This window comes from Candidatus Cryosericum hinesii (assembly GCF_003570985.1).
Taxonomy (GTDB): domain Bacteria; phylum Caldisericota; class Caldisericia; order Cryosericales; family Cryosericaceae; genus Cryosericum; species Cryosericum hinesii.
This window is the reverse complement of record NZ_QXIW01000033.1, coordinates 25,105-46,204: the sequence shown is the minus strand read 5'-3', so window position 1 is coordinate 46,204 and position 21,100 is coordinate 25,105. Positions and strand designations below refer to the sequence as shown.

Below are 21,100 nucleotides of genomic sequence, written 5' to 3'. Positions count from 1 at the left end.
CGCTGTGTCAGCCGACTGGACACGTGATGACAATGGTCTTCGTACTTGAGTTATAGGACACTTGTGCGCCCAGCGACTCTGCAACGAACCGGAGAGGAAGCATCGTTCTTGCATTGATGATTGTGGGAACGACTCTGCTATCGGTGTCGATCCGCGTCGCCTCGCCATTGAGACTTGCCGTGTTCCTCCCCAGCGTCAGTACCAGCGTGTTGCCGCCCACGACAACCGTGGCTGCCCTGGCGGAGGAGTTCCATTCTACGGTTCCGCCTATCGCCTCAGCCACAGCCCTTATGGGCACGAGCGTTCGGCTGCCAATGCCTAGCAGCGGTGCAGCGTCCAGCGTCCAGGAGTCGCTCGCTCCCTTGCCGTCAGTCACCAGCATTTGGGAGCTTCCCAGTCGCAGTGTCAGTGTCAGAGTGACTTCTGGCTTCTTCGTCGTGAAGTGGAACACTGGACTCCATGGAGATGTTCCCCTGGTGTTGACTGCTGTTACACGCCAGTAGTAGGTCGTGCCGGGGCTTAGCGCACTTGCCGTCCGAGAAGTGCCCGAGATGGTCCAGGCAGTCGCGTTTGCGAAAGCGGATGACTTGGCGAGGTCGAGCCTGTAACTCGTTGCCCCCGAAGAGGCTTTCCAAGACAGCGTGGCCGTCGAACCGCGTATCGATGAGCCGTTTGAGGGTGATGAGAGAGTGACGGCAGGTGGCGGACCGGAAATGGCCTGAAAGGTCGCGCTGATCGTCTTATCGGTGTCCATCTTGACAGTGGCTTTGAGAGGATTCGTCCCACTGGCGACAGCGCCGATCCAGCCGACAAGGCGGTATCCACTAGCTGGTGCTGCGGTGAGGGTGACAACGGCACCGTAGGAATACGAAGTCAGGGAAGGGGACCTCGCGATCGTGCCATGCTGCAACGGAGCGATGGTCAGCTTGCAGAAGTCGGGCGCAAACGACGCGTGGATTGTGTTGGCACCATGGACATCTGTGAAGGTATATCCTTTGGAGAGCCCCTGAACGACACCATTCGCCACGACCTCTGCAAGATGATATCCTGTATCCGGCGTTACCCAGAATGTCATGCTGGCACCGGCTTGCAGGTACTGCACCGTACCTGGCGAAATGTGCCCTCCCGGACCAGCGGATGGGATAATCGAACTCTCCTCGAGTTTTGGCGTGAACCGGGCAGTGACGCTCTTCGATGAATCCATGTTCAGCACGGCAGGGTTCGCCGTTCCGGTCAGATCGCCGGACCAACCGCTGAAGACATATCCAGGCGAAGCGGTGGCTGTGACCGTTACCGCCGTGCCGGGTTCATAGGACGGGAGGTCAGGACTTCGGCCCACTGATCCTTTTCCGTTCACGCTGACGGCCAGCGAGTTAGTCACGTGTTCGGCGAACACCGCAGTGACGCTCTTCGATGAATCCATGTTCAGCACGGCAGGGTTTGCCGTTCCAGTCAGATCGCCGGACCAACCGCTGAAGACATATCCCGAGGAAGGCGTGGCTGTGAGGGTGACGACCGTACCATAGTCATGTGTCCCACCCGCTGGATCAAGCATCACTGTGCCATTGCCCACCTTGGCAACTGAGAGAGACTCGGTGTCGGGCAAGAAGGTCGCAGTGATAGTATTGTCAGCATCCATGTGAATCGCCTGCGGGTTCGTGGTACCTGTGGCGTTCCCCGACCAGCCTGTGAAGGTGTGCCCGGCAGCCGGGATAGCGGTTAGGGTGACGACCGTGCCGAAAGCGTAGGATGCAGCATCGGGAGTCCTGTGGATGGAACCGCCATCGGAGGGGGAAGCAGTGGTCGTGAGAGCGTACGAAGGCACGACATCATACCGGAACACTCCCCCACCGTAGGTACCAGCATAGAGCACGGTAGGGTCGAGAGGGTTGATGGCAAGAGCCCAGACGTCGATACTGGTGAGACCAATGTTCACTGTAGCCCAGGTCGAGCCACTGTCCATCGACCGGAAGACCCCAAGCGGGGTACCGGCGTACAGGGTGCTAGGCGTGTGCGGGTCCACTAGCAGACAACTGAGATAAATGGTCCTGGTAGGATGAATGGTACTAGTAGGGCAGGCGGTAGCTGCAATCCAAGTATTGCCGCTGTCAGTGGAACAGAAGACCATATCCTCGGTACCGGCATACAAGTTTGTGGGGGCGAGGGGGTCGATGGCAAGAACGGTGACGACACATGGGTTGGTGAGCCCGACATTCACCGCCGTCCAGTCGTTGCCGCTGTCCGTGGAACGGAAGACGCCCTCATCGGTGCCAGCATACAGGGTGGCAGGTGCAGCAGGGTCGATAGCAAGAGCGTTGAGAGGGATGATGGAAGTGCCGGTAGCAGTGTGTTTGGTGAGTCCAGTGTTCACCGCAGTCCAAGTGGTGCCGCCATCAGCCGACCGGAACAGGCCTCTCCCGGTCCCGGCATACAGGACAGCAGGGGTGTCAGGGTCGATCGCAACAAAGCGAACCTCCGTCCTGGCCCCAGAGAGGGCTGTCGCAGTCCAGTGGTCGCCGCTGTCCGTGGAGCGGAAGACGCCACCCACGGCGCCTTCCCCGCCAGAGAGTGTAGCAGCATACAGCGTGGAAGGCGTGTCAGGGTTGATGGCAAAGGATCCGATGGGCAAGTACGGAAGAGGGAGGCCCGTATTCACCGGTGTCCAGTGGGCACCACTGTCCGTCGAACGAAATATGCCACCATTGTAGGTACCGACATACAGCGTGGAAGGAGTAACGGGGTTGATGGCAAGACCCCAGACCGTCATATTGGTGAGGCCCGTGCTCATTGCGGTCCATGTGTACGCATCGGCTGCCAACGCAATGGGGTCGGCAACCCACCCTCCTAGAATACCGAAGGCGAGACACAGAACGAGCGTCAAGACAAGACGCGTGAACTGTCTCATCAGGGCCTCCTTTGGACTCTGGCGTCGCTCATAGTACTGCCAGTATCATAGGCGCCTAAACTGCAGCGGCCAAACATGACCTGTCCTCATAATGAGGGTATCGGGTTTGACGGAAGACGCGACTGTGAAACATCCAGAACCAACCGGAAATCTCTTTCGGTAGTGGCGGGCAACTTGACAAGCCTCTCATCCAAATCACTGCCAGTGGGCCCTTGCTTGCCACGCGACGACATCTCCAGGCCGTGATTGAGACTGGTTGGAATACGAATTCGCTGGAGAGCAAGACATATACTGCAGCCATCAGGAGCGATCGTAGTCCCTGCGCCTGGCGGGGTTACCAAGGATGTCCCATGCCTCGTTGATCTTCTCGGTCATCTCTGCCGCCTCCTGGCGTACCCACTCGTGGTCCTCATGTGCAAAGAGGTCAGGATGATACTGCTGGACCTTAGCTCGGTACGCCTTCTTGATCTCTTCGGCAGCGGCATTGGGTTTCACCCCGAGCACTAAATAGTAGCTCTTGGAGTCACCAGACTCTCCTCGTTGTTCCTCATGGTTGGCGGACGAACCAGCTGATCTCCGCCCTTCATCGGATCCGCCAGCCGAACCGCGGGCTCCTGCATTGCCTCGCCGCTGCGCTTCAGCAAGCTGGGAAGCGAGATCGAAAAGCTGGTCGGCTTGCGCATCTGCGGCATCGAGATCGGCGTCCGGCTGCAGGAGTGCTCCGGCCATCTGCTGAAGGGCGAGCAAGCCGTTCCTGGCGGCTCCGACCATTTCCGGGTCTGAGGCAAAGTTGAGCACGTAGTTGAGCACTGTTTCTGTCTTCCTCATCGCGTTAGCTATGTGGATGGTCTTGAGCTTTCTCTGGCGCTCCCGCTCCGCGCGCGATCTCTCCTCCTCTTCCTGCTTCTCGCGCTCGGCGGACCTTCTCCTTTCTTCTTGCTGGTTGCGCTCGGCACGCTCACGTGCTGCAACCTTCTCTTCGAGCCGCCTCATGAGGGCTTGTGCCTCCGAAGCCTTGTCCGGAGAGTGGAATAACGCGCGCAGATTCCTGGCGTCCTCAGGGAAAGGAGTGGTATCCATGGTGTCGAGCTGGCTCTGGAGCCTCTTGAGCGTGCTGATGGCGCCAGACAGCTTCTCAAAGTCCAACTTGAGTTTTGCGTAGTCCGTCATGAAATCCACTTCCTCCTGAAGTCGCCGAGGTCATAGCCATCTGTCTCCCACTCGGCGACTGTCCTGCCGACTGCGTCGAGGAGGGCCTTGTTTTCCCTCTCCACTTGGCGGCGTCGGCGCATTCTCGCTACGAGCCATAGCAGGCCGGCTGCAGCAACGATCGGCGTGCCGAAGATGACGTAGTTGTTGATGTTGGGAGAGAAATCATCCCGGTTCGGGACGCCATCCCGATCAACGTCCGGGGCCACCGCAATAGCCTTGTCAAGATCCGAAACAGCTGTAGCGTAGTCGCCAGTCTCGATTGCGGCATCCGCGGAATCGACCAAGGCCTGCGCTCGCGCTATGTCAACACCTGGTCTGGTCTCTGCCCGTACTCTGGCCAAGGCCAACGCCCGTTTCTCCTGGACGAGGGGGGCAGCAGTGAGGGTCGACTGCACCCTCGCGGAGACGTCCGCAAGTTGATCCAGTGCAGATGAGTAGTCACCAGATTTGAAGGTGTTCGTAGCTGACTCGAAGTCCACAGTCAGCGAACCAAGTTGCCACTTGGCCGCCCGAGCTTCCTGAAGCCCCTTGCCAGCGTACATCATCATACCATCGGCTTGCGCAGCAGCTTCGGCGATCTTGCCTGCCTCCGTCGATGACTCCTGCGCCAAGCTCTTGGACTGCTCGTAGTTCGTTGCCTCAAAAGCCCGTTCAGCCTCGTCCAGCGTAGACGCTGCTTTGCCTGGCACGTACTTTGCTGAGGACAGAGCTGAAATTGCCTCGCGAGCCTTCTTGAGAGCTGCCACGGCCGCCTGTCCCGCTTCAAGTGTCGACTTTGCAAGGGAGACAGCCTGTTCCGCCTCGCTCCGGGAAATAGAGTAGGACTTGGCCGCTTCAGGGGAGTGAAGTCCATCGAGTAAGACTTGAGCTTCTGGGCACGGTATGCCGGCATCAGTACAATGCTTCAGGGCAACACTCGCCAGCGACACTACTGACTGTAGAGCCACACTCGGCGTTGTGTAAACATCGACGCTCGAATCGTGGCTCACTGCGATTGTGGTGGCATCTCCGGACAGGCCAAACCCAGACGGAGCCACCTGTTTGGATGGCAGATGCCAGATCTCCACTCCGGAGCCGTCCAGCACTGTCACCCCCCTGTTGTCCAAGAAGGCAACCGTGTTCCCGTCCGTCGATATCGAAAGCGACTTCAGGCGATTGGTGGCATACTCCCACAAGACAGCGCCTTTGGCATCGAAGCAGGACAGAAGCTGAGCTCCGGAACGGCCGGCGACGACTCTATTGCCCAAGCCTGAGACGGAGACCAGCCCGTTTCCGGAGTTGCTCCAACGGTCTTCGACCTTCCACAGCTGCTTTCCGGCACCGTCCCATGCCTGGAGCGCTGCTCCCCGGCATCCCATGGCCACGACAAGCGACGCCGAATCGTCGATGCCAACGTCCCCATCAGAACCGGCCAGGGGCGCCAGTTGCTGAAACGTAGCTGTCTGCCCATAGACCCTCATGATACCGACCACACGCTCGGCCGAGTCCGAGACCACAATAACAGCATGCCGGCGGCCCGTGGAAGGAACCACAACGATCTGGCTGGCGTGAATGGCACTAAGTGCGGCAGCATCGAACTGCTGGATGGTCTTCAAATTGTGGTCTAGCACCGAGATATCGCTCTTCCATCCTCCCGAACAGTACGCCAGCCCCGACGTCTTCTGTATGCGAATTGCAGTGTTGGACCATACGGCAGCCTTCTCTCGTGTCACGTCTCCGTCCACGAGCGTCCAGACACTGAGGTGCTGGCCCGGATACACCGCCGACGCGGCGTAGCAGACGCGCCCACCGTTCAGGGGTTGCGGGATTGAGCCTGTTGGGGTCTTGAAGCTCCGAAGGAGAACGTAGGGCTCGTAGGGGTATGAGTCTTCAGCCAACCGCTTGGCGCTACAGCCACCCAGAAACGGAAGAGTAGACATCAAGACAACAGCAACAACAACGCCTCTTCCGAGCCGGCTTCTCAAGAAGCACTCCTGCATTTCTTGTATAACATAAGTATACGCGACTAGTGTGCCGATACAACATGATCGCATCGACTCATCTATTATGTATCCGAAGTGGTTCCGTGAACTCATGAGAAAAAGTACCTGAAGGATGACACAATACTGCCGGTCCTTGGGATGAGAAAGGAGCAGCGGGAATGGAACTCAGGATGCGAAAACATGCCCCTATTTGGAGATCTCACTTGCCCTGCAGTGTAGTTTACACACGAGTTCTTCTCCGGCTTCCCTCCTCAGTCGAACATGCTGTGCTCCATCTCCAGAAGTACCTTCCCGACTTCGTCAAGCGCCTGTGTTGCGCGGAGGTCGAACTCATGCCCCTTGGCCTTGTCTGCCATCCAGTAGATGAGCGCGAGGCTGGTGATGCCCAGCGCCCTGACATGCTTGCGCCACTCTGCTGGCCTATCCCCATCTTGGGAGGACGCCATAGCAGGAGACTACACAACGTACTGGAGTCCCAGGAGCCCTGACAAGGAGACTGCTCAAGGGGGCCCGTCAAGTCATATGGGTAGCAGCCAATTCCGGAGGGTGAAACTGGAGGACACCGTTTGCGTAGTGCCCGCGTCGCTCGTTTGTCTGGGGTAGCTCAGGTCTGTTCCGTTACTGACTCCAGAATGCGAATGACGTTCGTAACGTCGTCGAGAGTAGCATCGAGGTTCTCAAGGGTATCATGTCCGGCAATCAAGGGTTTGACATGGTCCAGCTTGTTGCGCAGTCCCTTGATCTGCATCAGACGGAAGCGTGCGTGTCTCTTTGAATCTCCAAGCAGCTTCCAGTTCTCGGGTCGTTTGACGAAGAGTTTGATCTTGGTGCCCAAGCACGCATAGCAGATGGGGGCGAGCTCTGCATCCGCAGACTCTTTCCCCTTGAAGAAGGCCTTGTACGTCCTCCGTTCGGATTCGTCCAGGATTTCCTCCGCCACGACGTCCCAGGGGAGATCCTCCATTAGCTGACCCAGCACCTGTTCCATCAGTGAGACGAGGCCGAAGGCGTATACGCGCATGAACTGCTTCTCCAGGTCGGCAGGCGTAACGATGGCGTTGATTCCGTCCCTGCCCACGATGAACAGAGAGGACTCCCTTTGAAGCCTGTGTAACACCACGGGAAGCGGAGTTTCCTCTGAGATAAGCAGATCCGGCCCAAACGTTGAGACGCACTTCTCCAGGAGAGTGTCTCCGTCGTGTTCGAGTTTCTCGAGGTTCTTGATATCGATGTATCCGATCGTGGTCTCTCCGTCTGCTACGACGACACGATCGTACTTGTGGTCCTCCATGTACTTGAGAGCTTTCGACGCGCTGTCCTTGACCTGTAGGGCATCGGATAGCGGTGAGGAAATGGAACGAGCAGTAATGCCTGTGTCCAGCGTCTGTAGAACCTCCTCAAGCGCTTGGCTTCTCGGTCTTGGTGATGACGTTAGCATGGGACCTCCTTTTGCACGTATCTTGACCACAGAGTACCAGCGAACCAGCCACCACACAATAGAGACTGCGACTCAGGTGAGGCAGTTGACACTGCAGAACCGTGGCGTATCCTATTTGTGCAAGACGCGGTGATTTATGTAAGGCTCACTTGCTCCGCGTTACAAATGTGCTAAAGCGCCGGGACAGCTTGTTCCCGCGTCGACCCCATGCGCTTGCACGGGGTTGTTTCATTGTGTGGCGCACGATGCGCCGCAAGGAGGGAAGCATGGAGAACAAGCTGAAGAGCGCCATAATGGCGTACGCCGAGGCCCAGTCGAGAGTGCTGGACCGTGTCTTCGACAACATCAGGCGGACGGGGAGTCCATCGTCTGTGGACCTCGCGTTCTGCCTGCCAGACGACGCGATCGCCGGACTGCCGCAGGAGAAACAATACGTTGCGTTCCTGCGCAAGCTCCGGTTCCTGGGCTATGCAGTGTGGAAGTCGTCCTGCTACCATCAGGTGCGGGAGCACGGAGCCTTCGAGGCAGAGCGCACCCTCCTGATCGAGAGCTTCCCCGCACTCCAGCGCCGGTTCCAGGAAGGCGTACGGGAAGGACATTCCGCCGCCGAACCCACCGTCGGACCGGACACCCCTCCCGACATCATTTCCTCCACAGTGACTGGGAACGGCTGCACCCTGTTCCAGCTGCAGGTCCCCCCTGGAACCGATGGGACCATCTCCTCCGGGGAATCTCGGCGGAGACATCCATGAGCGGCGTCAAGACGACCGGCTGGGAAGGCCACCTGGAGCATAGGTACGAAACCGAGGAGCTGGTCTACTGGCGGGCGCGGATGGAGGAAGTCCTGCTTTCGGGCCACGGGTACGTCCCTGATCTCCTGCACGCGTATGGCAGGGTGATGGCATATCGTGACGAGCTGTCACCCGGAGAGTGGTTCTGGTGTCCGGACTGTGGCGGGCGCGGCGGCGGCGCTTGGTTGTTCGGTGAGGAACCCCACCGGTACTGCGGCGCGTGCAGCGGGACGGGGATCCTTCTCACGTGCGAGCAGCGCTACCCTGCCGGGGAGGCATCCTCTCCGCGCGCCTGGTTCTCGCTGCTCTGCAGGCTGAGGCACCTCCACGAACGGGAGCACGCGTTCGGCGTGCAGCTCCTGGGCAGGGAGCAGCAGTTTGAGCGCGACTCCCCCATCGACGGCTTCGTCCGCTGGCGCGCATGGATGAAGTCCGATCTGGAGGGTGGAGGCCGCGTGACGATGGGCACCGTGTACGCGATCAGGCAAATGATGCCCTGCCGCAGGAAGCTGGCGCCTGCAGCCTGGATCCCGTGCCCCGAGTGCCATGAGCGCGGCCTCTGGATGGAGGACGGAAGGCAACGCTGGTGTCACCGGTGCTATGGGACCGGGATCCTGCTGGCGTGCGAGCAGCAGGAGTCCGCTCAACTCGAGCAGGCCCCAACGGGCCGGCGTCCATGCTCCCGAGAGCCGGGAAGACCGGACGCTCCGATGGACGTGCTCCCCGAGAGGCTCCCGTGAGCCGCGATTTGCAGGGCTGGGAGCGGCGGCTCCGGCCGATGACCCCCATGTACTGGTTCGTCCTCGCGCGGACGCACATGGAGCAGTTCCGGGAGAAGTGGCTCAGCACCGGGCGGGCCAACCTGTTCGAGTTCCAACACCTGTACACGGACATGGCGAACTGCCGCGACCAGCTGGCGCCGTCAGAGCGGATTCCGTGCCCCGAGTGCGGCGGGCGGGGAACCTGGGTGGAGGAGGACGGGAACCACTGGTGCGACCGATGCAGCGGGACGGCCATCCTGCTCGTGGCCGAGCTGACGGGCCCGGACGAGATCGCTCTCGCTCACAGGACGGTCGAGTTCCGGGAAGAGGACGGACAGCCGCCGGGGGAGGCGTGATGCGCGTCGAACGGGAACCGCCCGACCAGATGATCAACAGTTTCATCCACTGGCGGACCAAGCTGGAGCAGATGCGGAGCTCCGGGCACTGGGAAGGCATGGCCGTCATGCACTGGCTGAACCACATGGGGCAGTTCCGGAGCGAGTTGGCGCCATGGGAGTGGATCTGGTGCCCGGACTGCGGCGGGCGCGGCTTGTGGGTCGACCACGGCAACCACTGGTGCCCCCGGTGCAGCGGGACGCGCATCCTGCTGGCCGAGGAGCTGACGGACTCCGCGGACATCGCCCTCGTCCACAGGACGGCTCCGCCGCCCGACTGGGGCAGGCTGTGGTCGAGGGTGGAAACGAGGCCGGCCCCGGAACTGAAGGTCGAGGGAGAGCTATGAGCAATCTTGAACAGCAGGTCCCGAGTCTGAACGCCTGCCTGTCCCTGCTGGCCCGCGGGATCACGATGATGACAGTATTCTGCTGGGCGCGCGACGACGACGGCAACTTCCTCGTGGTCTCGATGTACGGGGCGAAGCCGGACCGCCACGTGACGCCGCTCTGCGATGCTCCCCGCTCCAAGGAGCTGCTGCAGGCCCTCCTGGATTTCGAGCCCTCCAGGTTCGACGCCTCGTGTATGGCGCTGTTCAACCAACCCGAGAAACTCGCCAGCCTGCTACTCGAGGCGCCGATGGCCGACTACGGGCACATGAGCCTTGGATTATTGCTGGCAATTCAGGAGGGCAGAGGCATGCAGATGATGACGGGACCGCGTGCCTGGTCCAAGGAGGAAGGCGTTGCCCTGGAGTCAGCCGTCCGGCAATCGGCCGCACGCGAGGGGAGCGCCGTGTACCAGTCCTCGAAGGCCGACGAGGTCGCATGGGTCTTCCGCTGCATCAGGGAGAACTGGCACACGTGGGGAGACGGTGCTGCCCTGATGCGGCTTATGAAGCTGGACGCCGCCAAGGAGCGGCTGACGGAGGCCGGAATCGAGGAGATCTGCTCGCCGCCGTGCATCGGGGACGACTTCTAGGAAGCGGCGCAGGGAGTAGTCGTTTCTGAAGGTCGCGCCAACGGCAACATTTGGTGCTACTATCAATCACTTGGACAGGAGGTTGGGATGATTGTACACATTGATGGACTGAACCTGCTGCCTGGCGCAGGCGAGCTCCTTAGCCAGTGCGTGGACGACCTTGACAATGACGACCGTCTTGTCTGGCAGACTTCCTGGCAGGAGATACTGCAGAGCTTGTGGAAGCTGAGCCGGGACAAGGGGGATGACATCCGGGCGGGCATCGAGAGCCTGATGCACCAGCGCCTGGAGGGGGTGGATCCTGAATACTTCTGGGAGGCCAGGCAGATTGACTGGAGCGATGTCGGGGACTCCGCCGGGCTTCCGCTGGATGGCGAGGGCCGTTTCAATACAACGGGGGACTGCCGATTCGTGGACGAATCCGAACTCCTGTCGTGGCTGTGGCTCTTCACCGCGCTCTCGGTCCCGGGAACCCGCATTCTGGGAGTCGGGATGGAGTTCAATACCTCGATCGACCTTTGTGGCAAGGGCGATGACGAGGTGTTTGTGCGTTCGGTGGCCACTGCCGTGCGGCGCAACAGCAGGACCGAGTTTGAGGAACTGCCCTGCAGGATACTGGACACCGTGCGGGACGGCGAGATGTCGACACCTCTCGACGAATGGATCGGCGAGCCGTATCCGGATCGAGTCGACTACATCGGTGACGCAAGTCCCGTGTCGGGGCTGTACGGCTGGGTCGACGAACACGCCTGCGTCGGGCAGAGGGTCACCGTGTTCCCTGCAAAGCTCCTGAAATCGCCTGCCTTCGTGCAGCACCTCAACGAAGCCCTCATCGAGGCATACTCCTATTTCGAGAAACCCGAAGATGCGTTCCCGTGGCGTCTGCAGGTCATTGACGGACAGCTCGTGCCTGCGAACTCAGACAGCCTTCGGGACAGGCACACGGAATCACTGGACGAGGACCGGGAGCAAGCGGAGCAATATGGGGTCGCCCTGCCCGCAGACACGATGAGCGCCACACCATTGGACGACGAACAGATGCTTCGGCTGGCCCGGATGGTAGGGGATGCCTTGGACGTCGGCGGCCGCGCCCTTACCCAGATGGAGGGGATGGTTTCGCACGATGGCTCGGACGAGACCGACTACTCGATCGCCGGGCTCATCTATCCCGTCGAGCATCGTGCGGATGGAGTTCATGTCCTCGAGTCCTGCAAGCAGCAGGTGCAGGTATGCGACGGGAAGACGTGGATCCCGGGCAGGGAGTGGGTGAAGTGCGCTCAGACGGGCAATCATGCGGATGGAGACGGTCACTGAGCCGCAGCATTTCACCACAGGAGGCGAGTGTGCAATGAACCCGGCAAGAGGCGTTCATGGGTTGCGAGGCGATGAAGGGGAGGCCGGCTGCGAACGACCCGTCTGCTGGCTCCCCCGGCAGGGTGTCGGAGGACCTGGCACAGCGCTGTTTCACTGCAATCCGGGGACTTTCGCCTGCACCTGCTCAGGCAGCTTGCAGACTGCGTTCCAGAAGGCCTGAAAACGTGTCCTGGAGCGGCGTACAGCACGTGCAAAATGCTTGACAACGCATCGCAACCGATTATCATATAGGTGTTCGCAAGAACCGCGGCAATTTAGGTAAGGCTTACTTGCTCCGCGATACAAATGTGCTAAAGCGCCGGGACATCGAGCATCTGTCGACCTCGGGCGTGAGCGCGAGGTCGTTTGCGTTCACCCCCGGGCATCTTGGCAACGCGGCGACCACGAGGGAGGCAGCCATGGAAACGAGAGAACAGGAAGAACTGCGTGTCGACGCAGGGGAGACCCTGCGGAACCCCCTGCTGGCATTCATCGGCCAGCACCACTACGCTCCGCCTGCTCCGGGGCAGGCACCCAGCGTGGCCTGGCAGGCAGATCCCGAGGGCCGTGCGCTCTGGCTCCCGCGCCTGGCCGAACAGCTTCACATGGATATGCCCGACCTGCGCGCCGCGCTGTACGACGTGACGTCCTGCTCAGCCACCTGCCGCAATACCATCTGCGAGCACGTTGTCCGTGGCGCTGTCTCGATGTATGGCGAGACCGCCAAGACCCTCCAGTCACAGTACGGGGAGTACTGCAAGGCCGCCGACTGGGCGCGGCTCCGGGCCAACCGCCATGTCCTGGTCGTGGACGGAGTCGCGCTGTACGACGCGTACGCCCTGAAGGCGATGCTGGACTGGTTCTCATGGACGGGGTGGAAGTACAGGCTGATGGACGCCCGGCTGGCAGCGGTCTCCTGGGACCGGCGTCTGTACACGACCGAGGAGGCGCTCCGGTGCTGGCTCTCGGGGAGGCCCCGCCCGCCCATCCCCAGCCTGCGTGCGGCAGTGCATGCCGCAGGGTGCTCCCGGAAGCTTTCGCCCGGCGAGGCGCCGAAGCTGTCCGGAAAGTGGGGAGGGACGTGGGTGGAGTTCCTGGGCGAGCGCTTCATCTGGGGCAGTGAAGTGGTGCGGCTCTATCTCATCTCTGCCACGGCCCAGCGTCGTGCGCGGCGAGAGGGCAGGCTGGAGGCGGGCATCGTCTACGGCAGCGTGCTCATCTCGTTCGAGTCTCTCCAGCGGTTCCTGAAGTGGTGGTATGCTCATGATTGCACGTGGAGAGGGGACAAGAAGGCCAAGGGGGTGCACAATGAGCAATAGGCAGATGGACCGGCTTCGTGAGAACGTTGACGAAGCACTCCGGGCGCTGGAGTTGTCTTCCAGAGCCGTTCAAGCTGCTACGAACTGCGAGAGGGCGGCTCGCGAGGCGCTGTCTCGGGCGCGTGCCGAACTGGACGAACAGCGAGCGCTCGATCAGAGGGAGCAGAAGCAAGCCGGAACAAGGCGTCATGTGGACCCTAGTATAGCCAAGAACAAAGGCGGACTGCCCGCTAGGCTGAAGAAACGGAGTGCCTCTATCGCTTCGCTACAGAGTCGCGGGCTTTGGAAGCCGAATCCCATCGAAACGGATCGTGCACCACGGCATCATCTGGTCAAAGATGAACCGCCGAGAGCTCCTCTGGCTCAGCTATCGCATGACGACGCGCGCGACCTCTGGAACAACTAGGCCTGCTCACGCAAGTAGATTCTGCAGAGAGGGAGGTTTCCATGAGTGCAGGTGAACAGATTGTCGAGTGGCTCTACAAGAATCAGCTGCAGGTTGACGAACAGTGGTCGGTGCGGACCGAACGGGGCTTCACCTGGTGGCCGTACCAGCATGCCCAGACCATCGAGGTCACAGGCGAAGTAAGGGGGCCCGATGGTGTTTCGGGATCTTGCCTCGCCATACGGACAGAGGTCCTGCGCGATCTCGACTTGACCGATAGTGCGGCCGTGTTCATCAATGAAGTCGTCAAGGGCGGGATGTACAGCATGTCCGGGCTTGTCTACGACGCAAGTATGCGCCGCCTGGACTTGTGTTCCCTTGCCATAGTGCATGAAGACACTCGGGAATGGCTCCAGCTGCTCATGAGCGTTGCTGCCGTGCTTCAGATTGGCGAAGCAGCGGGGATGGCAGCAGCGTTTGTGAACTACTCGGGTGCCCGGGCATCAGAGGCGACAAGCGGGCATCCCATAAACGGGATGAGGACAACTCCGGATGAGATGGCCAACATTGGCAGATCGGTCATCATCCCGCACGGCCAAGAGCCTGGCACATGGACAGGCGAGGAGTTCGAAGATGTGGTCGGACAGTACATGCAGCGCGCGCCGTCCCTGCTGGCCACGGGTGATCAAACGGGTTTCACAGTTGAGTTCCCCTATGGAGATCTCTCGTCCCTGTGTGAGGCAACAGCGGACAGGCCACACCCTGCATATGGCAACGGACTCCGCGTGACACAATCCTTTCCCGTGTCAAAGTCAAGTGACGCTGAGGGAGCCGGATTCGCGCTCCTCATGAATGCGACAGAACTCGCCGGCAAGCCCTTGGGCTACGGGTTCGGCTCGTACTTCTACCGAGAGGGCCTCCTCTGCTTCTCGACGTTCTTCCCGAACTTCATGCACAAGCCGGGACTGCTGCCAAACCTCTACTTCGCTGCAGCCCAGCGTGCGCGGGCCTTGTCGGTGACGCTTACGGGCAAGGACTGGACCGGCGATTCATTCGACATCAGGCACAGCGCGGAGGGGTGGGCGTTCTTTGGCCCGGCTCCGACCGGTTAGTGAGAGAAGGTACATCACGGATGACGACAAGAGTTCAAGCACGTCGTGTTGGCTATCAACCTTGTGGGCCTATACTAACATCATGAGCACAGACAGCGAAAAGCATGTCGAGCAGCAACCTAGACTTGAGCGTGCTCTTGCCGCTGTGCAGGCAGGCGATCTGGAGAGCGCTCGGCGGCAGTTCGAGGAACTGGTGATGGACGACCCGCGAGACCCGCTGGCGCTGTACAACCTCGGGCTCTGCTACAACGAGGCAGGCAGCTACGAGGCCGCACGCAAGACCCTGCTCAAGTGTCTCGAGCTCGACCCGAGTGAAGCCAACACGTACGTGGCACTCGGCCTGGCGGAGGCGAAGCTGGGACAGATGGCCGATGCCGAGGCGCATCTTGTCCAGGCGGTCGCGATCGAACCCGGCAACCCATATGCCCTGCGGAACCTGGCGAGCGTTCATGCTGCCACCAAGAGGCTTCCGCAGGCCCTGAAGGAACTGCTTCGCGTTGACGCGATCCTGCATGATGACCCGCCGACCGTCTACGGACTCGGCCTGGTGTATCGGACTCTTGGTCGACCCATGGAGGCAACAAAATCATTCCAGAGGTGCGCCGCCCTCGCCGATGCCAGCTACGCCGAGATGGCACGCAACCAATTGCGCGAGATAGCCGAGGAGTCGTTCAAGAGCAGCGGGCTCCGCATGGACGCCGTGCAGTTCTGCTACGAGGCCCTCACCAGGTTCGACGCCATGACCGACGAGGCTGTGCAAGCCGTCGTCTGTGAGATCGCCCTCCTCGGCCGCCACGGGCTCGATCCCCAAGATGCAGAGAGGAAGTACAGCTTGGACTCCATGGCTGGCAGGTTCAGTGGACTTCAGCTCGTCTGCTTCCTCTACGTGGGCATGAAGAGGGTCGCCCTGGAGCAGGACATCGGCTTCGACCTGTCGTCCGAGTACGACGTCGCCTGTGCATGGCGCAAGGAGCCCAGGGCATGACGCTGAAGGAGCTGCAGCAGTTGACCGGGCTTGAGGGCGACGTCATCGCCGTCCTTGAGCAGACCGAGGACCTGACGGGCAAGCCGATTGAGTTCGTCGAGGACGAACATCTGCCGGTTCTAGCGAGCGTGAGGATCGCCAGGTCCTCCATGCCGGCGCACGTCATCCGCTTCCGCGAGGCCGACCCGGTGCTTCTGCCTCATCTCATCGCGCACGAATGCGGGCATGTCCAGAGGATCTATGCCACCCCTCCCGACAGGCGGCTGGCCCCGGTCACGAAGTCGAAACACATCGACCGTGTCTTTCGGATCCTAGCAGCGGACCCCTGCGTGACCCTCGACACCATGGACGAGCAGCAAGCTCGCGAGATGCTGACTATCTGGCATCAGGGGATGGTGAACCAGGTCGTGAACCTGAACGTCGACTACCGCATCGAGTCATGGCTCTACCGGGAGTATCCGGGCGTCAGGCCTAACCAGGCGAAATCGATTGCATTACAGGTCCAGATGTCGGTTGCGGGGCTGGCGTCCAACGTCAAACGAGATACGCCGCACATGGTGTATGAAGGAAGCAACGCCGTCAACTACGCGTATCTCCGCTCTGTCGGCATCATGCTTGGCCGGAACCTCGTCCGTGACTACACGGACTCTACCATTGTAGTGCTGGGCAAACGGCTGGCAGCTGTTCTGGAGGAACCGGACACGGGGTTCGAGGGTGACGTGCGGGAGTCCAACGAGTGGGCAGCCATGCTCGGCATCAGTGACTGGTTCGACTGGCAGGCATTCGAGGACGTGCCGGCTTCGTACCTGAGCGGCTCGCCAAGGACGTAGTATCCGTCGAGCACGAGGAGGGACTCAGTGAGGCTCTACGCTGGCAGCACGCTGCAACTGTTTGACGATGTGGCCCGTCGCAGTATTGCGGGGCAGCTGAAACAGTCCTACTTCGGCTACTACGGATACAAACCATCGGACGAGGAAGTCGGTGCGTGGGAGAACTCCATCACCGCACTGGCTGGTGTTTTCGAGGACGCAGGGCTCGAGGATCATGCTGTGGCCATTGAGTACCAGCTGCCCCTGACCTCGCGCCGCATCGACTGCATGGTCATGGGCAAGGATGATGACCGGCGGGACAATGCGGTCATCGTCGAGCTGAAGCAATGGGAATCCTGCGAGGCTTCGGACTGTGCAAATGAGGTGGTGACATGGGTCGGCGGCACCAAGCGCGAGGTGCTACACCCCTCCATGCAGGTCCTACAATATCAGAACTACTTGGAGGACACGGACACCGCCTTCTACGGCAATCCCTCGGTCCGGCTGGGATCCTGCGCCTACCTGCACAACTATCGGCCACGCAAGAATGACACCATCTTTGAGCCCAAGTTCGCCGACATCCTCAAGCAGGCGCCCGCCTTCACAGAAGTCACGTCGACGCATCTCGAGGAGTACCTTCGGAAGAGGCTCTCGACCGGGCAAGGGGCAGAGGTCATGAAGCACGTCGACGCCGGAACGTATCGTCCCAGCAAGAAGTTGTTGGACCACGTCAGCGCCATGATCAAGGGTGTGCCTCAGTACATCCTGCTCGATGAACAGCGCGTCGTCTTTGACAAGGTCATGGCGGTAGCGCAGCAGACGGTAGGACAGCAACACAAGACCGTCATCGTCGTTCGCGGTGGACCCGGGACGGGTAAGTCCGTGATAGCACTCAACCTGATGGCCGACCTTGCCAAAGCGGGAATCGGGACAGAGTACGCGACTGGTTCCAGGTCCTTCACGACGACGCTCCGCGAGATCATCGGCCGTCGTGGAAGTGCGCTATTCAAGTACTTCAACAGCTACATGGACGCCGAGCCAAACCTTATCGATGTCTTGATCTGCGATGAGGCCCACCGCATACGGAAGAACAGCAACAGCCTCTACACGCCGAGGGCACGCAGGACGGACCAGCCTCAGATCGATGAACTGCTGCACGCGGCACGGGTGGGTGTCTTCTTCATCGATGATGATCAGGTGGTTCGTCCAGACGAGATTGGTTCCTCGGACCTCATCCTCCAGCGTGCCCGTGAGCAAGGCATTGAGTGTCATGACTATGACCTTGAGGCTCAGTTCCGGTGCGCGGGCTCTGAGGCATTTGTGGCCTGGGTCGAGAATACCCTGCGCGTCAAGCGGACTGCCAACACCCTATGGTCCCACGAGGATGCTTTTGACTTCCAGATCATGGACACTCCACAGAAGGTTGAAGATGCCATCCGTGCGAAGGTGGCGGAGGGCCACACCGGGCGCATGACTGCCGGATTCTGCTGGCCGTGGTCGCGCGAGCTTGATGGACACGGCTCCCTCGTGAAGGACGTGGACATCGATGACTACGGGTACAGCCGGCCGTGGAACGCGCGTCCAGAGACCGCTCGCCTTCCTGCTGGCGTGCCGTCGTCGAATCTCTGGGCATACGAACCAAGCGGCATCGACCAAGTCGGTTGTGTCTACACGGCGCAGGGATTTGAGTTCGACTATGTCGGCGTCATCTTCGGCAAGGACCTGGTCTACCGTTTTGCCCAGCAAGACTGGACAGCACAGCCCGACTCCTGCTACGACAGAGTCGTGAAGCGGTCCAAAGGCAAGCTGCTTGACCTACTCAAGAACACGTACCGCGTGCTACTGACCCGCGGCCTCAAGGGCTGCTACGTCTTTTTCCAGGACAAGGAGACTGCGGACTACGTCAGGTCAAGGATGGAGTAAGCTCCGAGTGAGGTCGGCCCAGCTCTTGCATGCCCCTGCGGTGCCTCCCACTCACTTCGTGTACTTGAACAGGCGCGTTGCCGATGTATACTAACAAAACAGCGTTTCCTCAACCAGTGTTGGCAGTGATTTTGAGGTGTATCTTGTCTTGTTGCAGCGGCAACCGTCTGAAGGAAGGGGTCTGAATTGAACAGTGTTCGATGGGACCGAGAGACAGGTGGTGTATTGCTCGCGCCAGCGTTCCCGACCGGCATGGCCGACGTTGTCGTGGGTGCGCCACGCCCCGTGTTCTGGGAGGAGCTCGATCTGCTAGGGCTGTCGAAGACCTGGAAGTACCCTAGGTCAAAGGAACCCCTGCTGTGGGCAATAGAGCGTCGCTACTACTACCGAGGTGATCCGGTCCTTGATGTGCATGGAGGCGGGATGACCAGTGCACCGACACTAGAGTTTCTTGGCAAGAGGAAGCTGAAGCTTGCGCCGATCGATGTGGCCTCAACGCTCGAACGCAATTCGGCAACCCTCGAGACACTTGAGAACGAAGCCATGGAGTTTGTCCTCAAGACGTATCGCCGCTTTCGCAAGCGTGTCGACTACACAGTCGTTGCTTTTTCGGGGGGCAAGGACTCCCAGGTCATCCTCGACATTGTCAGCCGTGCGCTCCACCCGGATCAGTACATGGTCATTTTCACTGACACGACAATGGAGCTTCCTTGCACGCTTGAGACTGTTGAGCGGGTACGAGAGGAGTACAGGATGCGTTTCCCTGAACTTCAGTTCCTCACGGCACGCCATGAGACGCCGGCCCTCGAACTGTGGTCCAAATTCGGCCCTCCCAGTCGCATGCATAGATGGTGCTGCTCTGTCTACAAATCGGCTCCCGTCGTGCGGCTTCTCCAGCAGCTCAAGGGCGATGGAACGCAGGCCAGAGTTCTTCTGTTTGATGGAGTCAGGTCAGATGAGAGTCAGAGGCGGAGTGCCTATGCACGAATCACGGCGGGCGGCAAGAGTCTTACGCAAATAAATGCGAGCGTTATACAGCTATGGAGCAGCACCGAGGTCTACCTACACATCTTTCGGAGGGCTCTCATTGTGAACCAAGGATACCGCGACGGTCTTGCTCGTGTTGGGTGCGCTGTTTGCCCTTTCAGCAGTCCGGGGACAGAGCGCGTGATCGCGCAAGCTTACCCCAAGGTCCTTGCTGGCTATCGCAGAATTCTTGAGGCTTATGCCACCACGCAGGGAGCCCAAGAATCGGATATGGATATGTATCTCAACAATGGGGATTGGAAGAAGCGAGGTGGCGGAGTAGGGATTGACAGTGAAGGATCACGCGTGGACTTCACAATGGGTTCTGGGCAGCTAAGAGCTACGATCAAGGGGTGCTCTAAGAATGAGGTTCTGGAGTGGCTCAAGGCAGTAGGAGTTCTTTCTGTCAGCGATTGGCATGATGGTGTTCGTCGCGGAACCATCGCAGCAAGAGCCGAATCGATCAATTTCTCACAGTGGGAGTCGGTTGATGCATCCGGCGGCAGGATCGCGTTTGATGCGGTGGCAAGTGCACCCGAGGCCACGGGTCTGATTCAGAAAGCTCTTACGAAAGCTGCCTACTGCGTGCAGTGTGGGGTCTGCACGGTCCAGTGTCCGACAGGGGCACTGAGCCTATCCCCATTGGTTCACATTGATGAAGCACGCTGCGAACATTGCGGGCGCTGTCTCACTTTTGTAGACAAAGGCTGTCTCAGGGCGAAGTCTCTTTCCACTAGTCAAGCATCTATCAGGCCCCTCGGAGGTTCAGGTATGGAGTCATATACGGGATTCAGTCGCTATCAGACATTTGGGCTAAGGCGCGAATGGTTGGATGGACTAATGATACACGGTGTCGAGTGGATCGGGGCTAACTCCTTGGGTAACCGCCAGCGTGATTCGGCTGTGGTATGGTTCAGAGAGTCTGGGCTAATTGAGTCTGTAGCCAAAGGCGGCATATTCCAATTGACCGACTTGGGGGCGCTCTGTCAGTCGAAGTACGTGACCGCACCAAGTGCTGTATGGGGCATACTTTTCATCAACTTGGCCCACAGATCCGGGATAGTGCGCTGGTACGTGACGGAGGTTTCGCTAGGTGATTACACGACGTCAGACTTGTATCAACGGCTGTCGGCGACTTGCGGGGACAACAGGAGTTCTCGTAACGGTTTGACCGCACTCCTAAACTTATTGAAGACAACACCGCTGGGAGATGTATACGCGCTGGGTGTGGCCCATGGGGTAGGGCGCTCATCATCGGTTCGCAAGCTGGGGGGTGCGAGCATTTCTGCCGCAGTACTCTTGTACTCGCTGTATCGATATGCTGAAGAACGCGGAAGTTACGATTTTACTGTAACTCAGCTGGTAAACGGCGAGGCGAATGGTGGACCTGCGAAGGAGTTTGGGTTGTCACGCGAGGCTCTTATCGCTCGACTCAGGGAATTGAGCACAACGACAGCGGCAGGCTACGCTCATGTTGATCTACTAGGTGGATTGGATAACATTAGCCTTGAGCGCGGTCTCTCAGCGATCTTGGCGCTCCAACGTTTCTGGAGGGAATGAACCTTGCTAGAAGTCCGGGACCAGCCGCACGGTGCTTTTCGCTATCTGACGTTTGGCTGTCGCCAGACCTGGGTAGAGACACTCCTTGCGAAGGGCGGCAGTGTTCCTGACAGTCTTGGCCCCAAACAGCTTGTTGCGCTTCACTGCTACCTACGCGATGCTGGC

General features: G+C 59.9%; 19 protein-coding genes. 13 read left to right on the top strand and 6 right to left on the bottom strand.

Translation table 11 applies throughout. The features are described 5' to 3' along the window. Nucleotides 1-7 precede the first annotated feature (7 nt). The 5 genes from SMC3_RS08350 to SMC3_RS08330 all read right to left on the bottom strand — a co-directional run bounded on the left by SMC3_RS08350 (nt 8) and on the right by SMC3_RS08330 (nt 7,537). On the bottom strand, nt 8-2,905 hold the full coding sequence (locus SMC3_RS08350; protein ID WP_119090052.1) for an InlB B-repeat-containing protein: 2,898 nt from the start codon (nt 2,903-2,905) through the stop codon (nt 8-10). Nucleotides 2,906-3,205: 300 nt separating this feature from the next. Beyond that, nucleotides 3,206-4,075 carry a J domain-containing protein gene (locus SMC3_RS08345; protein ID WP_119090051.1) on the bottom strand — a complete coding sequence of 290 codons (870 nt, stop codon included), beginning with the start codon at nt 4,073-4,075 and terminating at the stop codon, nt 3,206-3,208. Further along, nucleotides 4,072-6,081, bottom strand: a complete 2,010-nt coding sequence (locus SMC3_RS08340) for a hypothetical protein (RefSeq protein ID WP_119090050.1) — start codon at nt 6,079-6,081, stop codon at nt 4,072-4,074. The genes SMC3_RS08345 and SMC3_RS08340 overlap by 4 nt, the downstream gene beginning before the upstream one ends. Nucleotides 6,082-6,350: 269 nt before the next feature. Beyond that, entirely contained in the window at nt 6,351-6,545 is a 195-nt protein-coding gene (locus SMC3_RS08335; RefSeq protein WP_119090049.1) for a hypothetical protein, read from the bottom strand. Nucleotides 6,546-6,703: 158 nt separating this feature from the next. Next, nucleotides 6,704-7,537: a CBS domain-containing protein gene (locus SMC3_RS08330; protein ID WP_119090048.1), complete on the bottom strand. Its 834-nt coding sequence runs from the start codon at nt 7,535-7,537 to the stop codon at nt 6,704-6,706. Between the two features lie 266 nt (nt 7,538-7,803). Between SMC3_RS08330 and SMC3_RS08325 the strand changes: the two genes are divergently transcribed. From SMC3_RS08325 to SMC3_RS08260, 13 genes are all read left to right on the top strand, one after another. After that, nucleotides 7,804-8,289 carry a hypothetical protein gene (locus SMC3_RS08325; protein WP_119090047.1) on the top strand — a complete coding sequence of 162 codons (486 nt, stop codon included), beginning with the start codon at nt 7,804-7,806 and terminating at the stop codon, nt 8,287-8,289. Then, complete coding sequence (locus SMC3_RS08320; RefSeq protein WP_119090046.1) at nt 8,286-9,068, top strand: hypothetical protein; 783 nt, start codon at nt 8,286-8,288, stop codon at nt 9,066-9,068. Before SMC3_RS08325 ends, SMC3_RS08320 begins: the two co-directional genes overlap by 4 nt. Beyond that, nucleotides 9,065-9,445, top strand: a complete 381-nt coding sequence (locus tag SMC3_RS08315) for a hypothetical protein (RefSeq protein WP_119090045.1) — start codon at nt 9,065-9,067, stop codon at nt 9,443-9,445. The genes SMC3_RS08320 and SMC3_RS08315 overlap by 4 nt, the downstream gene beginning before the upstream one ends. After that, the gene (locus SMC3_RS08310; RefSeq protein ID WP_119090044.1) at nt 9,445-9,831 is read left to right on the top strand and encodes a hypothetical protein; all 387 of its coding nucleotides are present in this window, start codon (nt 9,445-9,447) and stop codon (nt 9,829-9,831) included. The genes SMC3_RS08315 and SMC3_RS08310 overlap by 1 nt, the downstream gene beginning before the upstream one ends. Beyond that, the gene (locus SMC3_RS08305) at nt 9,828-10,463 is read left to right on the top strand and encodes a hypothetical protein (RefSeq protein WP_119090043.1); all 636 of its coding nucleotides are present in this window, start codon (nt 9,828-9,830) and stop codon (nt 10,461-10,463) included. Before SMC3_RS08310 ends, SMC3_RS08305 begins: the two co-directional genes overlap by 4 nt. An 87-nt stretch (nt 10,464-10,550) precedes the next feature. Continuing rightward, complete coding sequence (locus SMC3_RS08300) at nt 10,551-11,777, top strand: hypothetical protein (protein WP_119090042.1); 1,227 nt, start codon at nt 10,551-10,553, stop codon at nt 11,775-11,777. A gap of 458 nt (nt 11,778-12,235) precedes the next feature. After that, on the top strand, nt 12,236-13,135 hold the full coding sequence (locus SMC3_RS08290) for a hypothetical protein (RefSeq protein WP_119090040.1): 900 nt from the start codon (nt 12,236-12,238) through the stop codon (nt 13,133-13,135). Further along, a complete protein-coding gene (locus SMC3_RS08285; RefSeq protein ID WP_119090039.1) occupies nt 13,125-13,541 on the top strand; it encodes a hypothetical protein in 417 nt (138 codons plus the stop codon). Before SMC3_RS08290 ends, SMC3_RS08285 begins: the two co-directional genes overlap by 11 nt. 41 nt (nt 13,542-13,582) lie before the next feature. Then, nucleotides 13,583-14,632 carry a hypothetical protein gene (locus tag SMC3_RS08280; RefSeq protein ID WP_119090038.1) on the top strand — a complete coding sequence of 350 codons (1,050 nt, stop codon included), beginning with the start codon at nt 13,583-13,585 and terminating at the stop codon, nt 14,630-14,632. An 82-nt stretch (nt 14,633-14,714) separates the two neighbouring features. Then, a complete protein-coding gene (locus tag SMC3_RS08275; RefSeq protein ID WP_119090037.1) occupies nt 14,715-15,617 on the top strand; it encodes a tetratricopeptide repeat protein in 903 nt (300 codons plus the stop codon). Further along, on the top strand, nt 15,614-16,447 hold the full coding sequence (locus tag SMC3_RS08270; RefSeq protein ID WP_119090036.1) for a hypothetical protein: 834 nt from the start codon (nt 15,614-15,616) through the stop codon (nt 16,445-16,447). The genes SMC3_RS08275 and SMC3_RS08270 overlap by 4 nt, the downstream gene beginning before the upstream one ends. A gap of 27 nt (nt 16,448-16,474) precedes the next feature. After that, nucleotides 16,475-18,349: a DUF2075 domain-containing protein gene (locus tag SMC3_RS08265; RefSeq protein WP_119090035.1), complete on the top strand. Its 1,875-nt coding sequence runs from the start codon at nt 16,475-16,477 to the stop codon at nt 18,347-18,349. Nucleotides 18,350-18,535: 186 nt separating this feature from the next. Next, on the top strand, nt 18,536-20,935 hold the full coding sequence (locus SMC3_RS08260) for a phosphoadenosine phosphosulfate reductase family protein (RefSeq protein WP_126850816.1): 2,400 nt from the start codon (nt 18,536-18,538) through the stop codon (nt 20,933-20,935). A gap of 6 nt (nt 20,936-20,941) precedes the next feature. Here SMC3_RS08260 and SMC3_RS09450 read toward each other — a convergent pair whose 3' ends face one another. Continuing rightward, nucleotides 20,942-21,079: a hypothetical protein gene (locus SMC3_RS09450; protein ID WP_165846693.1), complete on the bottom strand. Its 138-nt coding sequence runs from the start codon at nt 21,077-21,079 to the stop codon at nt 20,942-20,944. Between the last annotated feature and the right edge of the window lie 21 nt (nt 21,080-21,100).

Bases quoted from the DNA above. Each gene is read 5' to 3' on its own strand.
- SMC3_RS08350 (WP_119090052.1), bottom strand. From the start codon at position 2,905: ATGAGACAGTTCACGCGTCTTGTCTTGACGCTCGTTCTGTGTCTCGCC.
- SMC3_RS08345 (WP_119090051.1), bottom strand. From the start codon at position 4,075: ATGACGGACTACGCAAAACTCAAGTTGGACTTTGAGAAGCTGTCTGGC.
- SMC3_RS08335 (WP_119090049.1), bottom strand. From the start codon at position 6,545: ATGGCGTCCTCCCAAGATGGGGATAGGCCAGCAGAGTGGCGCAAGCAT.
- SMC3_RS08330 (WP_119090048.1), bottom strand. From the start codon at position 7,537: ATGCTAACGTCATCACCAAGACCGAGAAGCCAAGCGCTTGAGGAGGTT.
- SMC3_RS08325 (WP_119090047.1), top strand. From the start codon at position 7,804: ATGGAGAACAAGCTGAAGAGCGCCATAATGGCGTACGCCGAGGCCCAG.
- SMC3_RS08320 (WP_119090046.1), top strand. From the start codon at position 8,286: ATGAGCGGCGTCAAGACGACCGGCTGGGAAGGCCACCTGGAGCATAGG.
- SMC3_RS08310 (WP_119090044.1), top strand. From the start codon at position 9,445: ATGCGCGTCGAACGGGAACCGCCCGACCAGATGATCAACAGTTTCATC.
- SMC3_RS08305 (WP_119090043.1), top strand. From the start codon at position 9,828: ATGAGCAATCTTGAACAGCAGGTCCCGAGTCTGAACGCCTGCCTGTCC.
- SMC3_RS08300 (WP_119090042.1), top strand. From the start codon at position 10,551: ATGATTGTACACATTGATGGACTGAACCTGCTGCCTGGCGCAGGCGAG.
- SMC3_RS08290 (WP_119090040.1), top strand. From the start codon at position 12,236: ATGGAAACGAGAGAACAGGAAGAACTGCGTGTCGACGCAGGGGAGACC.
- SMC3_RS08285 (WP_119090039.1), top strand. From the start codon at position 13,125: ATGAGCAATAGGCAGATGGACCGGCTTCGTGAGAACGTTGACGAAGCA.
- SMC3_RS08280 (WP_119090038.1), top strand. From the start codon at position 13,583: ATGAGTGCAGGTGAACAGATTGTCGAGTGGCTCTACAAGAATCAGCTG.
- SMC3_RS08275 (WP_119090037.1), top strand. From the start codon at position 14,715: ATGAGCACAGACAGCGAAAAGCATGTCGAGCAGCAACCTAGACTTGAG.
- SMC3_RS08270 (WP_119090036.1), top strand. From the start codon at position 15,614: ATGACGCTGAAGGAGCTGCAGCAGTTGACCGGGCTTGAGGGCGACGTC.